General features: G+C 68.5%; 18 protein-coding genes. 16 read left to right on the top strand and 2 right to left on the bottom strand.

Annotated features, from left to right (window positions below; all coding sequences use genetic code 11):
* The first annotated feature begins 8 nt into the window (after positions 1-8).
* The 14 genes from tssK (at position 9) to I7X39_RS12545 (ending at position 17,893) form a co-directional block, all read left to right on the top strand.
* Positions 9-1,343 (top strand): type VI secretion system baseplate subunit TssK, encoded by a 1,335-nt coding sequence (gene tssK, locus I7X39_RS12610; protein ID WP_198111521.1) that lies wholly within the window; start codon positions 9-11, stop codon positions 1,341-1,343.
* Positions 1,340-2,602 carry a type VI secretion system protein TssL, long form gene (gene tssL / locus I7X39_RS12605; protein WP_198111520.1) on the top strand — a complete coding sequence of 421 codons (1,263 nt, stop codon included), beginning with the start codon at positions 1,340-1,342 and terminating at the stop codon, positions 2,600-2,602. Before tssK ends, tssL begins: the two co-directional genes overlap by 4 nt.
* Positions 2,599-6,123, top strand: coding sequence for a type VI secretion system membrane subunit TssM (gene tssM, locus I7X39_RS12600; RefSeq protein WP_198111519.1), 3,525 nt, complete (start codon positions 2,599-2,601; stop codon positions 6,121-6,123). Before tssL ends, tssM begins: the two co-directional genes overlap by 4 nt.
* 6 nt (positions 6,124-6,129) lie before the next feature.
* Positions 6,130-6,930 (top strand): type VI secretion system-associated protein TagF, encoded by an 801-nt coding sequence (gene tagF / locus I7X39_RS12595; protein ID WP_198111518.1) that lies wholly within the window; start codon positions 6,130-6,132, stop codon positions 6,928-6,930.
* Positions 6,924-8,144, top strand: coding sequence for a type VI secretion system protein TssA (locus I7X39_RS12590; protein WP_198111517.1), 1,221 nt, complete (start codon positions 6,924-6,926; stop codon positions 8,142-8,144). The genes tagF and I7X39_RS12590 overlap by 7 nt, the downstream gene beginning before the upstream one ends.
* A 30-nt stretch (positions 8,145-8,174) precedes the next feature.
* The gene (tssB, locus tag I7X39_RS12585) at positions 8,175-8,684 is read left to right on the top strand and encodes a type VI secretion system contractile sheath small subunit (protein WP_198111516.1); all 510 of its coding nucleotides are present in this window, start codon (positions 8,175-8,177) and stop codon (positions 8,682-8,684) included.
* A gap of 33 nt (positions 8,685-8,717) precedes the next feature.
* The gene (tssC, locus tag I7X39_RS12580) at positions 8,718-10,211 is read left to right on the top strand and encodes a type VI secretion system contractile sheath large subunit (RefSeq protein ID WP_198111515.1); all 1,494 of its coding nucleotides are present in this window, start codon (positions 8,718-8,720) and stop codon (positions 10,209-10,211) included.
* Between the two features lie 28 nt (positions 10,212-10,239).
* Complete coding sequence (locus I7X39_RS12575; RefSeq protein ID WP_198111514.1) at positions 10,240-10,725, top strand: Hcp family type VI secretion system effector; 486 nt, start codon at positions 10,240-10,242, stop codon at positions 10,723-10,725.
* Between the two features lie 63 nt (positions 10,726-10,788).
* Positions 10,789-11,553: a type VI secretion system accessory protein TagJ gene (locus tag I7X39_RS12570; RefSeq protein ID WP_198111513.1), complete on the top strand. Its 765-nt coding sequence runs from the start codon at positions 10,789-10,791 to the stop codon at positions 11,551-11,553.
* A 10-nt stretch (positions 11,554-11,563) separates the two neighbouring features.
* The gene (locus I7X39_RS12565; RefSeq protein ID WP_198111512.1) at positions 11,564-12,028 is read left to right on the top strand and encodes a type VI secretion system baseplate subunit TssE; all 465 of its coding nucleotides are present in this window, start codon (positions 11,564-11,566) and stop codon (positions 12,026-12,028) included.
* Positions 12,029-12,056: 28 nt separating this feature from the next.
* Positions 12,057-13,964 carry a type VI secretion system baseplate subunit TssF gene (gene tssF, locus I7X39_RS12560; protein WP_198111511.1) on the top strand — a complete coding sequence of 636 codons (1,908 nt, stop codon included), beginning with the start codon at positions 12,057-12,059 and terminating at the stop codon, positions 13,962-13,964.
* Complete coding sequence (gene tssG / locus I7X39_RS12555; RefSeq protein WP_198111510.1) at positions 13,928-15,280, top strand: type VI secretion system baseplate subunit TssG; 1,353 nt, start codon at positions 13,928-13,930, stop codon at positions 15,278-15,280. Before tssF ends, tssG begins: the two co-directional genes overlap by 37 nt.
* Before the next feature lie 37 nt (positions 15,281-15,317).
* The gene (locus I7X39_RS12550) at positions 15,318-17,357 is read left to right on the top strand and encodes a type VI secretion system Vgr family protein (protein WP_198111509.1); all 2,040 of its coding nucleotides are present in this window, start codon (positions 15,318-15,320) and stop codon (positions 17,355-17,357) included.
* Between the two features lie 2 nt (positions 17,358-17,359).
* The gene (locus I7X39_RS12545) at positions 17,360-17,893 is read left to right on the top strand and encodes a DUF4123 domain-containing protein (protein ID WP_198111508.1); all 534 of its coding nucleotides are present in this window, start codon (positions 17,360-17,362) and stop codon (positions 17,891-17,893) included.
* 18 nt (positions 17,894-17,911) lie between these two features.
* Here the strand turns inward: I7X39_RS12545 and smpB are convergent, their stop codons facing one another.
* Positions 17,912-18,373, bottom strand: a complete 462-nt coding sequence (smpB, locus tag I7X39_RS12540) for an SsrA-binding protein SmpB (protein WP_198111507.1) — start codon at positions 18,371-18,373, stop codon at positions 17,912-17,914.
* A 62-nt stretch (positions 18,374-18,435) separates the two neighbouring features.
* Here smpB and I7X39_RS12535 point away from each other — a divergent pair, with 62 nt between their 5' ends.
* Together I7X39_RS12535 and I7X39_RS12530 are read left to right on the top strand one after the other, a co-directional pair.
* A complete protein-coding gene (locus tag I7X39_RS12535) occupies positions 18,436-18,897 on the top strand; it encodes a type II toxin-antitoxin system RatA family toxin (RefSeq protein ID WP_198111506.1) in 462 nt (153 codons plus the stop codon).
* Positions 18,884-19,201 carry an RnfH family protein gene (locus I7X39_RS12530; protein ID WP_198111505.1) on the top strand — a complete coding sequence of 106 codons (318 nt, stop codon included), beginning with the start codon at positions 18,884-18,886 and terminating at the stop codon, positions 19,199-19,201. Before I7X39_RS12535 ends, I7X39_RS12530 begins: the two co-directional genes overlap by 14 nt.
* On the opposite strand, the gene I7X39_RS12525 is transcribed toward I7X39_RS12530, so the two are convergent.
* Positions 19,198-20,025 (bottom strand): AraC family transcriptional regulator, encoded by an 828-nt coding sequence (locus tag I7X39_RS12525; protein ID WP_198111504.1) that lies wholly within the window; start codon positions 20,023-20,025, stop codon positions 19,198-19,200. The genes I7X39_RS12530 and I7X39_RS12525 overlap by 4 nt on opposite strands.
* Positions 20,026-20,073: the final 48 nt, after the last annotated feature.

Below are 20,073 nucleotides of genomic sequence, written 5' to 3'. Positions count from 1 at the left end.
CCCCGCTCATGAGCTTTGATGGCGCACGGATCGTCTGGTCCGAAGGGTTGTTCCTCCGCCCGCAGCATTTCCAGCACCAGGAGCGCTACCTGGAGTGGGTGCTCGGCACCCGCGTGGGGCAGTTGCAGCCCTATGGCTGGGGCTTCAGCCAGCTGAGCCTGGACACCGCGCTCTTGCGCAGCGGCAAGTTCGGGCTCAAGAGCGCGCTGGGCCTGTTGCCCGACGGCACGCCTTTCGAGCTGCCCTCCACGGCGGCGCCCCTGGCGCCGCTGGACGTGCCGGTGAACGCGCGCGACAGCGTCATCCACCTCTACGCCATGCTGCAGCGCCCCGACGCCAAGGCCGTGGCGCTGGATGCCGACACCGCGCGGGCACGCCGCACCCGCTACCAGGCCATCGACGCCATGCTGACCGACAACGTCGTCGGCTCCGAGGGCGAGGCCGAGGCCCAGCTGGGCCAGCTGGTGCTGGGCCTGTGCTTCGAAGCCGACCTGGACGGCGCGATGAGCTCGCTGCCGGTGGCGCGCCTGGTGGAGCGCAAGGCCAATGGCGAGTTGGAGCTGGATCCGACCTTCATCCCGCCGCTGCTCGATGCGCTCAGCTTCGAGCGCATCCGCGACTGGATGGTGGAACTGCAGGGCGTCGTCAAACAGCGTGGCGACATGCTCGAAGGTCGCCTGGGCCAGGCCGGCAGCAAGGGCGTGGCCGATCTGCTGCTGCTGCAGCTGTGCAACCGCTACCAGCCCCTGCTGGCGCAATGGTGTTCGGGCAGCCCGCTGCATCCCTACTGGCTGCACCAGGAACTGCTGAAGTTCGCTGGCGAATGCCGCACCTTCGATGCCAAGTCGCGCCGGCCGCCCAGTTTCCCGGCCTACCGGCACGACAACCTCAACAAGGTGCTGTGGCCGGTGATCGAGGAAATCCGGCTGGCGATGATCACCGTGCCCGAGCAGACGGCGATCCAGATCCCGCTGACCGACCGCGGCCAGGGCCTGTTCAGCGCCGAGATCCCGGACGCCCGGATGGTGCGCGGCGGCCACTTTGTGCTGGCCGTGGCGGCCAATCTGGACGAGCGCCGCATCCGCGAGTTGATGCCCGGCCAGATCCGCATCTGCGCCCCCGAGCGCCTGGTGGCCTTGACGCAGGCGCAGAGCCTGGGCATTCGCATCGCCAACCTGCCCGGCGCCCCGCAAGAAATCCGCTACCACGCCAACTTCAGCTACTTCCGCCTCGACAGCGCCAGTGAGCTCTGGAAGGACGTGGAGGTGGCCCGCCAACTGGCCCTGTTCGTGGCCGGGGACCCGCCCGGCCTTGAACTCGAACTCTGGTTCATCAAAGCATGAGCGCAGACAACGAACGCACCCTGATCCACCGCCCGGCGATGGCCTCCGCGGCGAGCCGCGCCAGCTCCACGCTGGACGCCCGCCAGATCGGTGCCCTGGCGGCCATCAACCCCTTGGTGGCGGCGGCCAACCCGCTGCTGCTGGTGATCGCCTCGCTGCGCGGCGGCGGCGCACCCGCCAACGTGGATGCCCTGCGCGCCCGGCTGCTGGACATGGTGCGCGAGTTCGACGCCAACGCCGAGCGCGCCCAGGTGCCGGAAGACCAACGTCACCTGGCCCGCTACGCGCTGTGCACGATGGTGGACGAATCGGTGCAGCGCACCTCCTGGAGCGGCAATGCCAACTGGGCGCGTCAATCGCTGCTGATCCACAACTTCCGCGAGAACTGGGGCGGCGAGAAGTTCTTCCAGATCCTCGACAAGCTGGTCGAGAACCCCACCAAGTTCGCCTGGCTGCTGCAGCTCTTCTATGTGTGCCTGTCGCTCGGCTTCATGGGCCGCTACCTGCTGCAGGAAGGCAATGGCCGGCAGGCGGTGGCGGACATCCGCGAGCGCCTCTACAACCTGATTCGCCAGGGCCAGCCCGAGGTCGAGCGCGCGCTCTCGCCGCGCTGGCAGGGCGTGGCCGTGGCGGCGCGCCAGTTCAAGGGCTTCACCCTGATGTGGCTGACGGTGGCGGTGATGGCCCTGCTGTGCCTGCTGTTCTACACCGCCTATGCCTTCAAGCTGGCCGGCTACCGCGAGGAACTGGCCTTGAGCCAGCTCAGCCTCAAGCCCAGCCCGCCCAGCCAGCTGGCGCTGGCGCCGCCGCCGCGGCCGCGCCTGGTGCAGCTGCTGGCCGCCGAGATCCAGGCACGCCAGCTCAAGGTCGAGGAGAACGCGCTGGAGTCGCGCGTCATCCTGGTCAGCGAACTGGCCTTTGACTCCGGCAGTGCCGTGCCCACCGGCACCGCCATGGCCCTGATGGACCGCGTGGCCTGGGCCATGGATCAGGTCGAGGGCCGCATCGTCGTCACTGGACATACCGACAACGTGCCCACCCGAACCCTGCAGTTCCCCTCGAACTTCGAGCTCTCCAAGGCGCGTGCCCGAGCCGTGGCGGAGGCCATGAAGACCCGTCTGAAGGACGGCGGCCGGCTCAGCTACGAGGGCCGCGGCGAAAGCGAGCCCGTGGCGCCGAACAACACGGCCGAGGGCAGGGCGCAGAACCGCCGGGTCGAGATCACCTTGCGTGTGGCCAACGCCGGGGGGGCGGTATGAACTTCATCCGTGCCCACAAGCGCTGGTTCATCGGCGGCTTTGTCGTCTTTGTTCTCTCCCTGTTGATCTGGTTCCTGGCGCCCTTGCTGGGTTCGGACGAATCGCGGCCGCTCGCGCCCTGGTCGGTGCGCCTGCTGCTGATCATCCTCGTCGTGGCGCTCTGGCTCGGTCTGGAGTTCCTGCTGCGTTGGCTGGCCGCGCGCCGCAACCGCAAGCTGATGGACGAGATGGCCGCTGGCGCTGGCGACAACTCCGCCTCGCGCGAGGAGCAGGCTGCGCTGCAGCAGCGCTTTGCCGAGGCGCTCAAGACGCTGAAGGGCACTAAGCTCGGTGGCAAGAGCGGCGGCAAGCTGCTCTACCAGCTGCCCTGGTACATGTTCATCGGCGCGCCGGGCTCGGGCAAGACCACCGCGCTGGTGAATTCCGGCCTGCGCTTCCCGCTCGCTGCGCCCGGCGCGGCGGCGGCGGCGTTGGGTGGCATTGGCGGCACACGCAATTGCGACTGGTGGTTCACCGATGAAGCGGTGCTGATCGACACCGCGGGCCGCTACACCACGCAGGACAGCCAGGCCCAGGTGGATGAATCGGCCTGGAAGTCCTTCCTGACCCTGCTGAAGAAGTACCGGCCGCGCCAGCCCATCAACGGCGTCATCGTCACGCTCTCGATGGCCGACCTGCTGCAGGGCACGGCGGCCGAGCGCAACACCTATGCGCAGACGGTGCGGGTGCGCATCGAAGAACTGCAACGCGAGCTGGGTCTGCAGTTCCCGGTCTACCTGATGGTGACCAAGTCCGACTTGATTTCGGGCTTCAGCGAGTTCTTCGCCAACCTCGACGCCGAGGGCCGCAGCCAGGTCTGGGGCCATACCTTCGAGCTGGACTTGAAGACGCGCGCCACCACGCCGGCCAAGGCGGGTTTCGACGCCGCCTTCCCCGGCCTGGTGGAGCGCATCAACCAGCAGCTGCTGCCGCGCCTGCAGGAAGAGCGTGACGCCGACCGCCGCGCCGCGCTCTACGCCTTTCCGCAGCAGTTCGCGGCCGTGGGCCCGCTGGTCAGCAGCTTCCTCGAAACCGCCTTTGGCGAATCCAAGCTGGCGCAGCCGGCGCTGCTGCGCGGCGTCTACTTCAGCAGCGGCACTCAGTTCGGCACGCCGGTCGATCGGGTCATCCAGGGCCTGGCGCAGGCGCTCGATCTGCAAGGCGGCACCCTGCTGCGCGCCGCCGGCACCGGCGGTGCGGCCAAGAGCTACTTTCTGCAGCGCCTGCTCACCGAAGTGGTGTTCGGCGAGGCCGGCCTGGCTGGGCACAGCGAGCGCCGTGAGCAGCAGCTCAAGCGCCTGAGCTGGGCGGTCATCGGCCTGAGCCTGCTGCTGGGCCTGGGCCTGATCACCGCGTGGACGGTGAGCTTCTTCAACAACCGCGCCGGCCTGCAGCAGGCAGCGGCCGCCGCGAACACCGCGCGCCAGAGCCTCACGGCCGTGGGCGCGCCCGCGGCAGGCGACCTGGCCAGCCTGGTGCAGGCGCTCGACGATCTGCGCACCGTGCCGCCCGCCGTGCACGATCCCGTCGACCAGCCGCGCGGCGGCATGCGCTGGGGCCTCTACCAAGGTCGCGCCGTGGACGAGCAGGTGCAGGAACGCTATCGCGCGGCCCTGCAACGCGGCCTGATCCCGCGCATCGCGCTGCAGCTGGAAACCGTGATGGCAGCGCCACAGGCCACGCCCGACGCCGTCTATGCCGCGCTCAAGACCTACCTGATGCTGTTCGACGCCAAGCGCATGAACAAGGAATGGTTCGTCGGGGCGGTGGGCGATCTCTGGCGCGGTGCCTTCGACCCTGCGCTGGTGGCGCGCGCGCTGCCGCACCTGCAGGCGCTGGCCGCCGCGGGCGAGCTGCAGGCCGATGCGGTGCACACGCGCAATGCCCAACTGGTCACCAATGCCCGCACGCGAGTGGCGGGCTCCTCGCTGGTGGACCGTGCCTACGCCATGCTGCGCCTGTCCGGTGCGGGTGAAGGGCTGCGCCTGTCCGAGGTGCTGGGCGCCAGCGGCGTGGGCGTGCTGGAACGCGCTTCGGGCGCGGCGCTGACGGAGCCGATCCCGGCTGTCTTCACCGCCGAGGGCTATCGCCGCAGCGTCAAGCCGCGCATCGCCGAGGTGGCCAAGCTGATGGGCGAGGAGGAAGCCTGGGTGATGGGTTCGCAGGCCTCCGGCGTGGGCTCGCGCGACCCCGCGCAGGTGGCCGCCGAGGTGCAGCGCCGCTACTTTGCCGACTACGAGCAGACCTGGCGCGGCGTGCTCGCCGACATCCGCCTGCGCCGGCTCGACGGGCTGCGTGGCGCACTCAATGCCTCGCAGGTGCTCTCGACGTCCGACTCCGCGCTCAAGCGCCTGATCCAGGCCGCGGTGGAGCAGACCCGCCTGGCCAACCCGACCGGCACCGGCGATGTGGCCGGCAAGGCGGCCGAAGACGAAGCCAAGCGCAAGCTGGCCGAGAAGGCCACCTCCGCCACCTCGGGTCTGTTCGGCGCGCAGGCCGGGCAGGTGGTGGGCACGGTGCTGCCCAAGGATGTGGCGCGTCAGCTCGAACAGCAGCTCGAAGACCGCTTTGCCGACCTGCGTCGCTTGCTGGGCGACGGCAAGACCGGCGAGATCGACGCGGCGATCGCGCTGATCAACGACGTGGCGGCCGAGCTGGTGGCGCTGCAGCAAAAGCTCAGCAGCGGCCAGGGCGTGAAGGAAATGCCCGCTCGCTTGCTGAATGCCAAGGCGCAGGCCGATCGCTTCGCGATGCCGGTCTCGGGTGTCATCAAGGGCCTGGTGGCGGTGGCCGAGGGTGAAGCCGGCGGCGGCATCAAGCAGGAGATCAAGGCGGGTGTGGGCGGTGCGGCGGCCATGTGCAAGCGCGCCATCCCCGGCAAGTACCCCTTCAACCGCAACAGCCCGAACGATGTGGGCGTGCAGGACTTCGTCAACGTCTTCAAGGACGGTGGCGAGTTGGACGCCTTCTTCACCAGCACGCTGGCGAGTTTTGTCGACAAGTCCGGGGCGGTCTGGCGCCTCAAGGCCACCGGCGAGGGTTCACCGCCCGTCTCCGCCGCCACCCTGCGCCAGTTCCAGAACGCCGATGCCATTCGCACCGCCTTCCTGGGTGGCGGCGCCAATGCGCAGGTGGTGGTGGACCTCAGCGTGGCCAGTAGCGATGGTGAGCTGCAGCTGGACTACGACGGTGCCAGCCACAAGCTCAAGGCCGGTGGCAGTGCACGCCTGAATTGGCCCGCGCGCCCGGGCGCCAAGCTGACGATCGGCGGCGCACCGGTGGTGCAGGTGGAAGGCGCCTGGGCGCTGTTCCGCCTGGTCGACAAGGGCCAGCTCGATGCCGCCAGCGCCGGCGACCGCCTGCGCCTGGGTTACACCGCCGGCAATGGGCAGAAGGCCACCATCGAGCTGCGCGTGGGCAGTGCGGCCTTCAACCCCTTCCGTCTGCGCGAGCTGGACAGCTTCGGCTGCCCGCAGGAGTAAGCCTCCATGGCCCAGCTCGGCTTCCACGGCAAGGTCCCTGCGGTGGGGGATTTCGTCAGCCGCGGTTTTTCGCGGCCGCTCTGCCAGGCGCTGGACGATTGGCTGCAGGCGGCCTTGCAGGCCGCGCAGCAGGCCGGTGCCACGCGCGAAAGCCTGGAGCGCCACGCCGTGCCGGTGCTGCTGCACCTCAAACCCGGCGCCCTGTGCCCGAGCGGCTTTCTGGGCGCCCTGGTGCCGAGCAGCGACCGCGTCGGGCGCTTCTTCCCCCTGTGCATCGGCCTGGAGCAGGAGGCGGGCGACCCCTTCACCGGCCTGCTCTGGCCCAGCCTGGCGATGGCGGTGGCGCTGTGCCGCATCGGCATCGAGGCGCAGCAGGAGCTGCTGGGCCCGGATGCCCTGCAGGCGCGCCTGACCGAGCTGCCGCCCGCCGCCGAATGGAACGACTGGCTGCAGGCTGCGCAACCCTTCCGCACGGCCGAGGACATCACCTTGCCCGGTCTGCCGGAGTCCATGCAGCGCTTGGCCTTCCAAGGGCCGGAGGTACGCATGCAGGGGGCGCAGCGCGCCACCTGTTCGCACCTGCCACCAAGCTTTCAGGCCGCGGGTGCGTTGATCACCCAGGCCGACGGTTTCGACGTGTTCTTTGCGAGCCGCGCCAGCCCGCTGCGGGGGGCGGATTTCGCAGCCCTGTTCGATGGCCGCTGGACGGCCGGTGGCTGGGTCTGGTTCGGCCCGCCCGATGACGATGAGACCCGGCCTCCTGCCGCCCCGGCACAGGCCCCTGCCGAGGATTCCCCAACGTGCTGAATATCGATGAACTGCTGACCCCGATCTCCGACGCGGAGCCGGCCGGCGAGGAGTGCGCCTATACGCTCAAGTTCCAGGAGGTCACCAGCCTCTGCGAATACCTGGGCCAGCGGGCCGAGCTGGAAGAGCTCAAGCGACGCGAGCGCATGCCCTACACGGGCGAGAACGCCGAAAGCGACCAACGCTTCGCGCGCGACACGCTCGCCGCGGGCGAGGAACGCAACAAGCAGCTGGTGGCGCGCGTGCGCGAGGTCACCGGCAAGAACGCCACCGCCGCGGGTGTGGCGGAGGAGGTCGAGGAACGCTGCCTGGATCTGCTGAAGAACACCGGCAAAGATCTGGCCGTCGTGCAGCAGCTCGCGCTGGCAGCGCTGCAGCTGCGCGGCGTGCCCGGGCTGGTGCAGAGCCTGCAGCTGTGCGAGCGCCTGCTCGATCAATGGCCCACCGAACTCTTTCCCCGTGCCGACGACTACGACCCGGAGGACTACAGCGCCCGCGCCATGCTGATCGGCGAGCTTTGCAATGGTGACAGCTTGTTGCACCTGCTGCGCGAGAGCCCGGTCGTGAGCTCCGGTGCCGGCACGATGAGCTTTCGTGATGCTGAAGTGCTCGACGATGCCATCGAACCCGACCCCTCAGGTGGGGGGCTCAGTGGTCCCGCGCACCTGCAGGCCATCGTGCGCATCCACGGCGCGCAGACGCAGCAGATCGACCCCAGCCAGATCGACGACGCGGCCCTGGCCGCGCTGTTTCGCAGCGTGCGCGAGCCCATCGAGACGGCGGTGCAAGCCCTGGTGCAGCTGAGCGAACGCTTCGGCAGCCAGATGCCCGCCGGTGAGCGCGTGCTGGCCCTGCTGCGTCGCGCCCTGCGCCGTCTCTCTATGGAAGAGCAGCAGCTGGGCGCGGGCGCCGCGATGTCGGCGGTGAACGCCGCTGCCGGCTTGCCCGCCGGCATGGCGGCCAGCAGCAGTGCCCCGGCGCATACCGTTGGCGGCCGCCTGGCCACGCGCGAAGATGCGCGCCGGCTGATCTTGGAAATTGCCGACTACCTCGAACGCAGCGAACCGGGACACCCAGCCCCCCTATTCCTGCGGAGAGCAGAACGACTACTTGGCGCCGCCAGCTTTTTCGATATCGTCAAGGACATGGCGCCGGACTCGATCAGCGAGATCGAACGCATCACCGGTCACAAGCTGCCGGAAGCTTACGAATAAGCCCCACCCCTTTACCCCAAGGAGCCCAGCATGAGCGAAGGTCAGAAATTCATCGGACGCAACCGCGCACCGCGGGTGCAGATCCAGTACGAGCTTGAGCAGTACGGCGCCAAGAAGATGGTGGAGCTGCCCTTCATCGTCGGCGTCATGTCGGACCTGGCCGGCAAGAGCGACAGCGAGGAGGCCAAGAAGGCCGTCGCCGATCGCAAGTTCATGGAAATCGACATCGACAACTTCGACAAGCGCATGGCGGCCATCAAGCCCAAGGTGAGCTTCCAGGTCGACAACGCGCTGACCGGCGAAGGCCAGATCCCCGTCTCGATCGAATTCGAGAGCATGGACGACTTCTCGCCCATCAAGGTCGCCTCGAAGGTCGACTCGCTCAAGAAGCTGGTGGAAGCGCGCAACCAGCTCGCCGCGCTCAAGACCTATATGGACGGCAAGAGCCAGGCCGAGGAACTGCTGAACAAGATCATCGAGGACCCGAACTTGCTCAAGGCGATTGCCGACGCGCCCAAGCCCGAAGACAAGGCCGAGTGATCTCGCTCCACCGCATTCACGAAGAGGAACCCCATGGCAACTGAACACGCAGCAAGCAGTGGTTTGGCCCAGGTGCAAGTGCAGGAAGGCAACGACCTGCAATCCCTGCTGAAGAAGGAATTCCGGCCGCCCACCAACGAAGCCCAGTCGCAGATCGAAGCGGCGGTGCAGACCCTGGCCCAGCAGGCCCTCTCGGACACCAAGCTGCTGCAAGGCGACGTGATCCAGTCGATCGACGCCATCATCGCGGCCATCGATTCGAAGGTCGGCAAGCAGCTCGACAAGATCATGCATCACCCCGAGTTCCAGCAGATGGAAGGGGCTTGGCGCGGTCTGAGCTACATGGTCAACAACACCGAGACCGACGAGAAGCTCAAGATCCGCGTGATGAACATCTCCAAGAAGGATCTTGGCGGGATGTTCCGCAAATTCAAGGGCGTGGCCTGGGATCAGTCGCCGCTCTTCAAGCAGATCTACGAGAGCGAGTACGGCACCCTGGGTGGCACGCCTTATGGCTGCCTGGTGGGCGACTACCAGTTCGACCAGAGCCCGCCCGACGTCGAGATCCTGCAGGGCATGGCCAAGATCGCCGCGGCTGCGCACGCGCCCTTCATCAGCTCGCCCAGCCCGGCCCTGTTCCAGATGCAAAGCTGGCAGGAACTGAGCAACCCGCGCGATCTGACCAAGATCTTCGAGATGCCCGAGTACGCCGCCTGGCGCTCGTTCCGTCAGAGCGACGACAGCCGCTATGTCGGCCTGTGCATGCCGCGCTTCCTGGCGCGCCTGCCCTACGGCGAGCGCACCAACCCGGCCGAGGGCATGGCCTACGAGGAACATGCCGAGGGCGGGGCGCACGAGAACTACACCTGGGCCAACAGCTGCTACGCGATGGCCACCAACATCACGCGCGCCCACAAGCTGTATGGCTGGACCACGGCGATCCGTGGCGTCGAGAGTGGTGGCGAAGTGGCCAATCTGCCCACCCACACCTTCGCGACCGATGACGGCGGCGTCGACACCAAGTGCCCGACCGAGATCGCCATCACCGACCGCCGCGAGGGCGAGCTGGCCAAGAATGGCCTGATGGCCCTGGTGCACCGCAAGAACTCGGACAAGGCCGTGTTCATGGCCGGCGATTCGCTGCACAAGCCGCCAGTGTTCGACGACCCGGCCGTCACCGCCAACGCCCGCCTGGGTGCGCGCCTGCCCTACATCTTCGCCACCTGCCGCTTTGCGCATTACCTGAAGTGCATGGTGCGCGACAAGGTCGGCGGCTTCACCAGCGCGTCGGCAATGCAGCGCTACCTTCAGGATTGGATCCTGAATTACGTCTACGAGGACCCGGACGCCTCGCAGGAACTGCTGGCTTCGCGCCCTCTCTCGGGCGCCGAGGTCACGGTGACGGAAAACAAGTCCAACCCCGGCTACTACAACGCGCAGTTCTTCCTGCGTCCGCACTACCAGCTCGAAGGCCTCAATGTGGGTCTGCGTCTGGTGTCGGAACTCCCGTCCCAGCGCCAAGCCTGAGCGCTAACCATCCCACAAGGAGCAAACCATGGCAGTCAATATCCACATCAAGATCGACGGCATCGAAGGCATGTCCGAGGTCACCGGTTTCGAAAAGCAGATCCAGGTCGAGTCCTGGAGCTGGGGCATGTCCATGCCCACGAACTTCGGTTCCAGCACCGGCGGTTCGGCCGGCAAGGTCAACCTCAATGACATGACCTTCATGCACATGATGGACAAGGCCTCGCCCAAGCTGATGGAAGCCTGCTGCACCGGCAAGCACATCAAGGATGCGGTCATGACCTTCTGCAAGGCCGGTGGAGATGCCGTCGTGCCGTTCCTGAAGATCACCATGAACGATCTGCTGATCTCCAGCGTGCAGGTCGGCGGTGCTGCCAACGACACCCCGATCGAGACCGTGTGCATCGCCTTCCGCGAGTACAAGGTCGAGTACCAGGAGCAGGACAACAAGGGCGCCAAGAAGGGCGGCCCGGTCATCGCCGGCTTCGACGTGCAGAAGAACAAGAAGGCCTAAGCCTCAACTTGTTCGGTTCACCGGGGTCTGCCATGCAGACCCCGGTTTGTTCTGGGGGTCTCCATGGCACTTGATGCATTGTTCGAAGACGCCAAACGCCGGGTGCAAGCCAGCCCGGGTGACATCAAGGCGCGCAGCGCCTTGTGGCAGATCTTTGCCGCCCGCGGCGAGTTCGACCGCGCGCGCACCCAGCTCGATGCCTTGCTGGCGATCGACAGCAGCTGGACGATGGAAGTAGCGGCCTGCCACCTGCTGCTGCAGGCCGAAGCGCAGCGCCAGGAGGTGTTTGCCGGGCGCCAGACGCCGACCTGCCTGGGTGAGCCGCCCGCCTGGTTCGCCAGCCTGGCCGCCGGCCTGCAGACGCTGGGCGATGGCTCGCAGGCCGCGCAATGGCCGGCCGCGGCGGCCTTGCTCGCCCGGGCGCAGCAGGACAGCCCGGCACGCCAGGGCACGCTCAATGGCCAGCCCTTCGAATGGCTGTGCGATGGCGACGCCCGGCTCGGCCCGTGCCTGGAGGTGATGGTGCAGGGCAAGTACCTGTGGCTGCCCTGGAGCTTGGTGCGGCGCATCGAATCGCGCCCACCCACCGAGATCCGCGACCGCCTCTGGCTGCATGCCCTGCTGGAGCTGGGCGACGAAGGCAGCGTCGAAGTCTTCCTGCCGGCGCGCTACCCCTTCCCGCAGAATGACGCCCAGATGCTGGGCGAGCGCACCGACTGGCAGGCCCTGGATGGCGACAGCTACCTCGGCCGCGGCCAGAAGACCCTGATGACCGACGGCGGCGAATGCGGCCTGTTGGACGTCCGCGAACTGCTGTTCACCTCGTGAGCCCACGCCCATGAGTTTCTTCCTCCCCTGCCTGCTGGAACGTTGGGGCAATGCCCTGGACGGCCGGGGGCAGCGCGCGGTCAAGAGCAGCTGGGAGGACGTGCGACGCGACGTCATCCGCAACCTGGAGTGGCTGCTCAATACCGAGGCACCGCAGCAGCTCGATGGCATCGAGCTACCCGAGGCCGTGCAGCAGTCCGTGATCGGCTTCGGCGTGCCCGTGTACTCGGGCCGCACCCAGTCCACGATGGCACCGCGCCGCGTGGCCGAGGAAATCCGTCGCCGCATCATGTTCTTCGAGCCGCGCATCCACCCCGACCATCTCGAGGTGCTGCCGCTGGTCGAGCCGGGGGTGCCGCATTTCAACACCCTGAAGTTCTCGGTGCAGGGCTATCTGCGCGCCAATCCCTTGCAGGAATTCGAAGTGCGCACCGAACTCGATCTGGAAACCGGTCAGGCCAAGGTGATCGCATGACGCGCCGACTCCGCATCGCTCCGCTTCCATGAACCCACGCCTGATCGAGCTCTACAACGAGGAACTCGAGCACCTGCGCGGCGAGGCCCGCGAGTTCGCGGCCGAGTACCCGAGCGCCGCCGCCATGCTGGCGCTCGACAAGGGGCGGGTCGAGGACCCCTACGTCGAACGCCTGCTCGAAGGCGTGGCCTTCCTGGCCGCGCGCACGCGGCTCAAGCTCGACAGCCAATACCCGGTCTTCACCCAGCAGTTGCTGGACGTGCTTTTCCCCGGCTGGCTGGCCCCCACGCCGCCGGCCTGTGTGCTGCAGCTGCAGCCGCAGCTGGCCGACGACAAGCTCATGGGCGGCCCGGCCGTGCCGCGCGGCGCCGTCGTCGTGGGCGGCGTGCGCGGCCTGCCCGATCTGCGCTGCGAGTTCGAGACCTGCCGCGCGGTGCAGCTGTTCCCGCTGCAGCTGGTCGACGTGCAATACCTGGGCGCCCGGCCCGAGCGCCAAGGCGATCCGGGCTGGGGCCGTGCCGAGGCCAGTCTGCGGCTGGAGCTGGAGCTGGCCGGGGAGGGCGATCTGGCCCAACTCGATCTGGACCGACTGCCCGTGTTCGTCGCCATCGGCGAACCTCATGCCAGCCAGCTGATGGAGCTGATTGCCGGTCGCTGCATCGCGGTGGGGCTGTCCAGCGATGCCGCGGGCCGGCGCGATGCCCATTGGCTGCCCGGCAGCACGGTGCGCCACATCGGCTTTGACGAGGACGAGGCTCTGCTGCGCATGCCGGTGCGTGGTCATGCGGGCTTCCGGGTGCTGCGCGAGTTCGCGGCCCTGCCCGAGAAATTCCGTTTCTTCGAGCTGCAGGGCCTGCGCCCGCTGCTGGCCAAGATGAGCGGCCGCAAGCTCTTCATCCATCTGCATGTGGGCGCCAACTACGCCAAGCTCGAGGGTGCGGTGCGTGCCAACTCCCTGGCGCTGTTCTGCACCCCGGCGGTGAACCTGCGCGAGCGCGGCCTGGACCGCTGCGACATCAGCCCGGGCAAGACGGAGTACCGCGTCGTCGCCGACGCCCATCAGGCCCGGCGCCTCGAGGTGGTGCAGCTGCTCGACGTGGTGGGCGGGGGCGAGGGCTTCGAGCGCCGCTTCGCGCCCATCTTCGAGGTGGCCAGCAGCGGTCGTCTGGCCACCTCCAGCTTCTACACGCAGCGGCGCGAGCGCCGCAAGCTCACGCAGCGCGAGATCGAGGCGCAGCGCGCCTGGCTGCAGGGCGACAGCCTGCAGGGCGAGATGGAAGGCGCGCGCGCGCCGGCCGTCGGCACCGAGCTCTACATCGCGCTGGCCGAGCGCGGCGCCGGCCCGCAGGGGCGCGGCCTGCAGTACCTCTCGTTCCGCGCCCTGGTGATGGACCGCGAAACGCCGCGCTACCTGCGCAACCAGCCGGCGGCGGCGCACTACGAGGCGGTGGACAGCCTGCCGGTGCAGCGCATCGTGGCGGTGGTGCCGCCCTCCGAAGCGCTTGATTACGCCGTCGACGGCTTCGAGCCCTGGACCGCGCTCAGCCATCTGTTCGTCAACTACCTGTCGCTGATCGACGGCGGCAGCGTGCGCGGAGCGGATGCCCTGCGCGCCGTGCTGACGCTCTACGCGCCCCAGCGTGCCCATTTCCTGCACCGCCAGGCCGAGGGGCTGTTGGCGGTGCGCACGCAGGCCGTCACGCGGCGCGTGCCTGGGGGCGGGCCGCTTGGCTTTGCGCGCGGCTTGCAGCTCACGCTGGAGATGAGCGAGCGCGGCTTTGACGGCGGCTCGCCCTTCCTGCTCGCGGCCGTCATCGAGCACTTCCTGGCCAGCCATGTGGCCATCAACTCCTTCGTCGAGACGCGTCTCGAAATGAAGGAATGGAGCGAGGCCCTGCGATGGCGCGCGCGACTCGGACGCCGGCCCGACGCCTGAGCGGGGCCGAGTCGCAGCGGCTGCGAGGCCTGCTGCGTTCGGTCCTGGCGGGCCAGGGGCGCACGCTCGAAGGGCTGCCCTCCGACTGGCGTTCGCGCTGGCGCGTGCTGCGCACCGTGCTGGCGCGCGCCGATGCGGCCGCGGTGCTGGCGGCGCTGCAGCTTGACCAGCGCCTGCGCCGCGGCCTGCAGGATTTGCCCGCGCAGGCCTGGACGACAGACCAGGCCCTGGCCGCGCTCGGGGCCGAGGACGTGCAGCCCAGCCTGTTCGCCGCCCTGCGCCTGCTGCAGGCCGCCCAACCCGGCCACGAGCGCCTGGGCTACTCCAGCAACCCGGATCGCGAGGCCGTGCGCATCGACCAGGCCCTGCTGCTGGGTTTCGCGCCCAAGGAAGTGGTGAGCCTGCAGGGGCCGGATGCCAAGCGCGCACGTGCCCGCGTCGCCCAGCATGCGCTGGGCCTGCTGGGCCCGAACGGCGCCATGCCCTACGCCTGGACGCAGCACGCGCGCGACCTGCAGTCGGGCAGCCAGCGCCAGGAAGACCGCCAGAGCTTTGTCGCCTTCCTCAATGTGCTGCAGCGGCGCCAGCTCGGCCTGCTCTACCGCGCCTGGGCCGATGCCCAGGCCGTGCTGGGGGTGGATGCCGAACTGGCCGCACCCGAGCCGGGGGCGTCGCAGCGTCCGCATGCCGGCCACCCGCTGGCCGATCGGCTGGCGGCGCTGGCCGGGCTTGCCCATGGCCCGCTGGCGGCGCGCGACCTGATTCCCCCGGCCTTCAAGCAGGCCTTTGCCGCCACGCTCTCGCGCCGGGTGCGCAGCCCGGCCAGCCTGGCCGGCATGCTCGGGCACTACTTCGGCCTGCGCGTGCGGGTGCAGGAGTTCCGTGCGCGCTGGCTGCCCATCCCGAAGGAGGAGCGCAGCCGCCTGGGCCAGCGCTTTGCCAGGCTGGGGCAAGACGCGGTGGCGGGGGCGCAGGTCTGGGATTGCAGCTCGCGCTTCCGCCTGGTGCTGGGCCCGCTTAGCCTGGCCGACTACGAACGCTTCCTGCCCAGCGCCCCCGCCCACCAGGAGCTGCGCGACCTGGTGGCCCTGTACGTCGGTCCCGAGTGGGACTGGGAGCTGCAGCTGGTACTGCGCGCCAGCGATGCACCGGCCGCACGCCTGGCGCCCCCCGGCGCGCAGGGCGGCCAGGGCCTGGGTTGGACGCAATGGCTGGGCCGGCGCGCGCCCGGGCGCGACGCAGACGACTACTGCCAACCCATGCGCCCCAGCTTTGATGCCCGGCCGCAGGGGCTCCACGCCCCCCACGGTCCTTGATGGGCCCTGAGAATCGAACCGCCTTCCGGAGAACGCCATGCCGCTGCCACTCGCCATCGACACCACGCTGGGCCCGCATGCCCTGCTGCTGCTTGAACTGGATGGAACCGAAGGCCTGTCGCGCCTGAGTGAGTTCCGCCTGCGCCTCAAGAGCAAGCGCCCCGACATCGCGCCCACCGACATGCTGGGCCAGAACGCCACCATGCGCCTGATCGGCAAGGGTGAGCAGTCGCGCTACTTCAATGGCTACTTCACTCGCTGGACGGGCGCGAGCGAATATCGCGACACCGTGGACGGTGCCACCAGCACCAAGAGCTACATCTACGAGGCCACGCTCAGCCCCTGGCTGTGGTTCCTGCAGCGCCAGTCCAACAGCCGCATCTTCCAGAACAAGAGCGCGCTGGACATCATCGAAACCGTCTTCCGTGCCCATGGAGCACTGTGCAGCTTCCGCAAGGACTGCAATGGCAGCTATCGCCAGCGCGAGTACTGCGTGCAGTACCGCGAGACCGACTTCAACTTCGTCAGCCGGCTGATGGAGGAAGAGGGCATCTACTACTTCTTCGAGCACAGCAACGGCAAGCATGAGCTGGTGCTGGCCGACAACCCCAGTGCCCATACCCCGGCGACCGGCTACGAGGAAGTCCACTTCGATTCCGACAGCCGCGACGACAAGGAATTGATGCTGCGCTGGGAAGGCGTGCACGAGGTGCAGAGCGGCCGCTTCGTGGTGCGCGATTACGACTACATCAAGCCTCGCACCCTGGTGGAAGGGCAAGCCGACAAGGCGCTCTCGCACCCCTTGAGCAGCTTTGCCATGTTCGACGACCCGGCCGGCGCCACCACGGCGACCGAAGCCAAGGCCGTGGCCAAGCTGCGCCTGGAGGCCTTGCACGCCCGCTACCAGGTCTTCCGCGGCTTCGGCCCGGTGCGCGGCTTCAGCCCGGGGCGCAGCTTCAAGCTCGCCAAGCATCCGGTCGCCGCCTACAACGACAAGCACCTGATCGTGGCCACCCGCTATTTGGCGCACAGCAGTGCCGACAGCTCCGCCGGTGACCAGGGTTTCGAGTTCCGCTGCGAGCTCGAAGGCATTGCCCTCAAGACGCCCTTCCGCCCCGCCCAGCTCACGCCCAAGCCGCTGATCTCCGGCCCGCAGACGGCGACCGTGGTGGGCCCCAGCGGCGAGGAAATCCATGTCGACAAGCATGGCCGCATCAAGGTGCAGTTCCGCTGGGACCGCTATGGCAAGGCCGACCAGGACGCCAGCTGCTGGATCCGGGTGATGCAGCCCTGGGCCGGCAACGGCTACGGCGCCATCGCCATTCCGCGCCTGGGGCAGGAAGTGGTGGTGCAGTTCCTGGAAGGCGACCCCGACCGCCCGCTGGTGATCGGCAGCGTCTACAACGGCGAGAACGTGCCGCCCTACAAGCTGCCCGATGAAAAGACGCGCTGGGGCCTGAAGAGCCGCTCCAGCAGCGGCGGCGGCGCCTCGAACTTCAACGAGCTGCGCTTCGAGGACAAGAAGGGCAGCGAAGAGATCTATCTGCGCGCCGAGAAGGACCTGAACTTCTTCACGAACAAGAAGCGCACCGAATGGATCGGCGATGAAAGCCATCTGAAGGTCGAAAAGGACGTCTTCGAGAAGCTCGTCAAGGACGTGCACACCGACATCGGCGGCGACCAGATCACCAAGGTGGCCGCGGGTGTGCACCTCAAGGTGGGCACCGATTGGCAGGCCGATTGCGGCACCAAGATGGCCGCCAAGGCCGGCACCGAGATCCACCTCAAGGCCGGCACCACCATCGTGCTGGAAGCGAGTGCGCAGATCTCGCTCAAGTGCGGCGGCAGCTTCGTCAACGTCAGCCCGGCCGGCGTGCACATCAGTGGGCCGATGGTGTTTGTCAACTCGGGCGGCTCGGCCGGCTCTGGCAGCGGGGCGAGCCCGGACACGCCCAAGAACGCCGAGGAGGCCAAGGACTCCAAAGGCGGCACCGACAAACCGATCAGCCAGTCCGCCGCCGCGTTGGCCGCCGCGCGCGCGTCGTCCACGCCCTTCTGCGAAATCTGCAACGCCTGATCATGAGCATCCCCTTCAGCCAGTGGTGGTCTGCCCTGCAGACTACGCAAGCGCCCCCGCCCTTCGTGCTGATCGATTGCGCCGGCCTGGCCGGCGGCGCCAGCGAACTGCCGCCCGCGCTCTTCAGCCAACTGGAGAGCCTGTTCACCGGCGAGCTGGCGGAGGAGCTGGCCGACGTCTCCGGCTACCTCGGGCAGCTCAAGTCGGTGGATGCGGCGAGCGAAAAGCTGCTGCAGCAGTGGTTTGCCAGCGGCCTGGCGATGGTGCTGGAGCTGGCGCCCACCCCGCCGGGCCAGGCCCCGCTCGGCTTTGCCGAACTGCGCCGCCATCTGCGCAAGTTCAATGTGATCTACGGCCCCGGTGGCAGGCCGCTTTACTGGCGCTACTACGACCCGCGCACCCTGCCCGACACGCTGCGCGTGCTGCAACCCGACCAACTGCAGGCCTTTTTCGGCCCGGTGCGCAGCATCAGCCTGCAGGGCGCGGATGGCCTTGTGACCCAGCTGCGCTGCGGCAGCGCGGGCCTGGAGGGCTGACGGGTTGGGGCTGGGGGCTTACTCCTTGGCCGATGAGATCTTGTGTCGCATCAGCCGGCCCTTTTCCTTTTCCCACTCGCGCTTCTTCTCGGTCTCGCGCTTGTCGTGCAGGGCCTTGCCCTTGCCCAGCGCGAACTGGCATTTCACCCGCCCGCCCTTGTAGTGCAGGTCCAGGGGCACGAGGGTGTAGCCCTTCTGCTCGGTCTTGCCGATCAGGCGTCGGATCTCCTGCTTGGCCAGCAGCAGCTTCTTGGTGCGCTGCGCCTCGGGGCGCACATGGGTGCTTGCGGTGCGCAGGGGGTTGATCTGGCAGCCGACCAGGAACAGCTCGCCGTCCTTCACCACCACATAGGCGCCCGTCAGCTGCACCTGGCCGGAACGGATGGCCTTGACCTCCCAGCCCTCCAGCACCATGCCCGCCTCGTACTCTTCCTCAAGGTGGTATTCAAATCGGGCGCGGCGGTTGTCGACGATGCTCATGGCGTTCTCAAAAACGAACGCCCTGCAGTCCGACAGGGCGTTCCTAGAATGGCCGGCATTCTATGAAGCCCGTCAAGAAGTCCGTTCTGCTTTGGTACAGCCCGCGCGAGATGGTGGATCTCGTCACCGGCGTGGAGCGCTACCCCGAATTCCTGCCCTGGTGCGACAAGGCCCAGGTGCTGGCCCGCCATGAAGACGGCCTGACCGCGCGACTGGACCTTGCCTTTGCCGGCGTGCGCAGCAGCTTCACCACCCGCAACACCCATGAAGGCGACCGGCGCGTGCGCGTCGAACTGGTCGATGGCCCCTTCACGCACCTGGACGGCGACTGGCTGTTCAAGCCCTTGGCGCGCCCGGGTGCCGCGCCGGGCGAGGTGAATGCCTGCAAGATCGACTTCGAGCTGCGCTACGCCTTTTCGAGCGGTGCGCTCGAGGCCGTGCTCAGCCCGGTGTTCGACAAAGTGGCCGCGACCTTCGTGGATCGCTTCGTCGAGCGCGCCGAGGCCGTCTATGGCCGACGCTGAGCCGATGCTGCAGGTCGATCTGGCCTGGAGCCCGGCGCCGGGCCAGGTGGAGGTCCTGCGCCTGAGCCTGCCGGCCGGCGCCACCGTGGCCGACGCGCTGGCACGGCTGCCCGCCGGCGTGCCCCAGCAGGCCATCGGCATCTGGGGCCACAAGGCCGAGTGCGGCGAGCGCCTCAGCGATGGCGACCGGGTGGAGGTCTACCGCCCGCTGACGGTGGACCCGATGGAGGCGCGGCGGCGCCGCCACCAGGTGCAGGGGGGCGGGCGGCGCATCGTTTCGCGCCACCGGCCCGCGCCCCGCTAGGCCAGGGCAAAGAACTCGCGCGGGCTCATGCCCACGGTGCGCTTGACCATGGCGCTGAAGGCGCTCGGGTTGGCATAGCCCAGCTCGGCGGCGATCGAGGCCAGCGGCCGCTTGCGCGCCGCCAGGCTCAGCGCCTGGGCCAGCAGCAGCTGCTGGCGCCAATGCCGGTAACTGGTGCCCAGCTCCTGGCGAAAGAGGCGCGCCAGTGTGCGTTCACTGGCGCCCACCTCGCCGGCCCAGTGGCGCAGCTCCTGGTCCTGCTGGGGGTGCTCCAGCAGCGCCTCGCAGACGCGGCGCAGGCGCTTGTCCTGCGGCAGGGCCAGGCCCAGGGCCACGGGGGCGGCACGCTGCAGCTCCGCCACCAGCAGCGCCACCAGCAGGGGCTCGCGCGGGTCGCCGGGCGCATCGGGTTCGCTCAAGGGGGTGAGCTCACGCTGCAGCTCGCGCAGCAGCGGGCTGACCTCCAGCACGCGGCAGCGCTCGAAGCCGCGCGTGGCCGCCAGGCCGCAGCCGGCATGCAGGTAGGCCGTGCGCAGCTCGGCCTGCTCGATGGCGCGCACCGCATGCACCACGCCGGCGGGGATCCAGACCGCGCGCGCCGGCGGCACGATGAAGGCATGGGTCTGGCCCGCTTGCTCGGCCTCGACCCGCACCGCCCCCGCCATCGAGAGCACCAGCTGGCCCCAGTCATGCTGGTGGGGCTGGATGTCCATGTCGTGCGCCATCAACCGGGCCTTGGCGCGCACCGGGTGGGCGGGGGAAGGGGCGTAGCGCTGCGGGTCGTGGGGTGGCAGCACCCGCCGGCGGGGCTTCTTCTGGCTCATTGGCTGATTCTCGAAAGTTTTCGGCGATCTGCCATCCAAAAGACGCTG

The sequence above is a fragment of the Inhella proteolytica genome, assembly GCF_016093275.1.
GTDB classification, from domain to species: domain Bacteria; phylum Pseudomonadota; class Gammaproteobacteria; order Burkholderiales; family Burkholderiaceae_C; genus Inhella; species Inhella proteolytica.
Note: the sequence above shows the minus strand (reverse complement) of the source record. Positions and strands in the feature narration are given on the sequence as shown.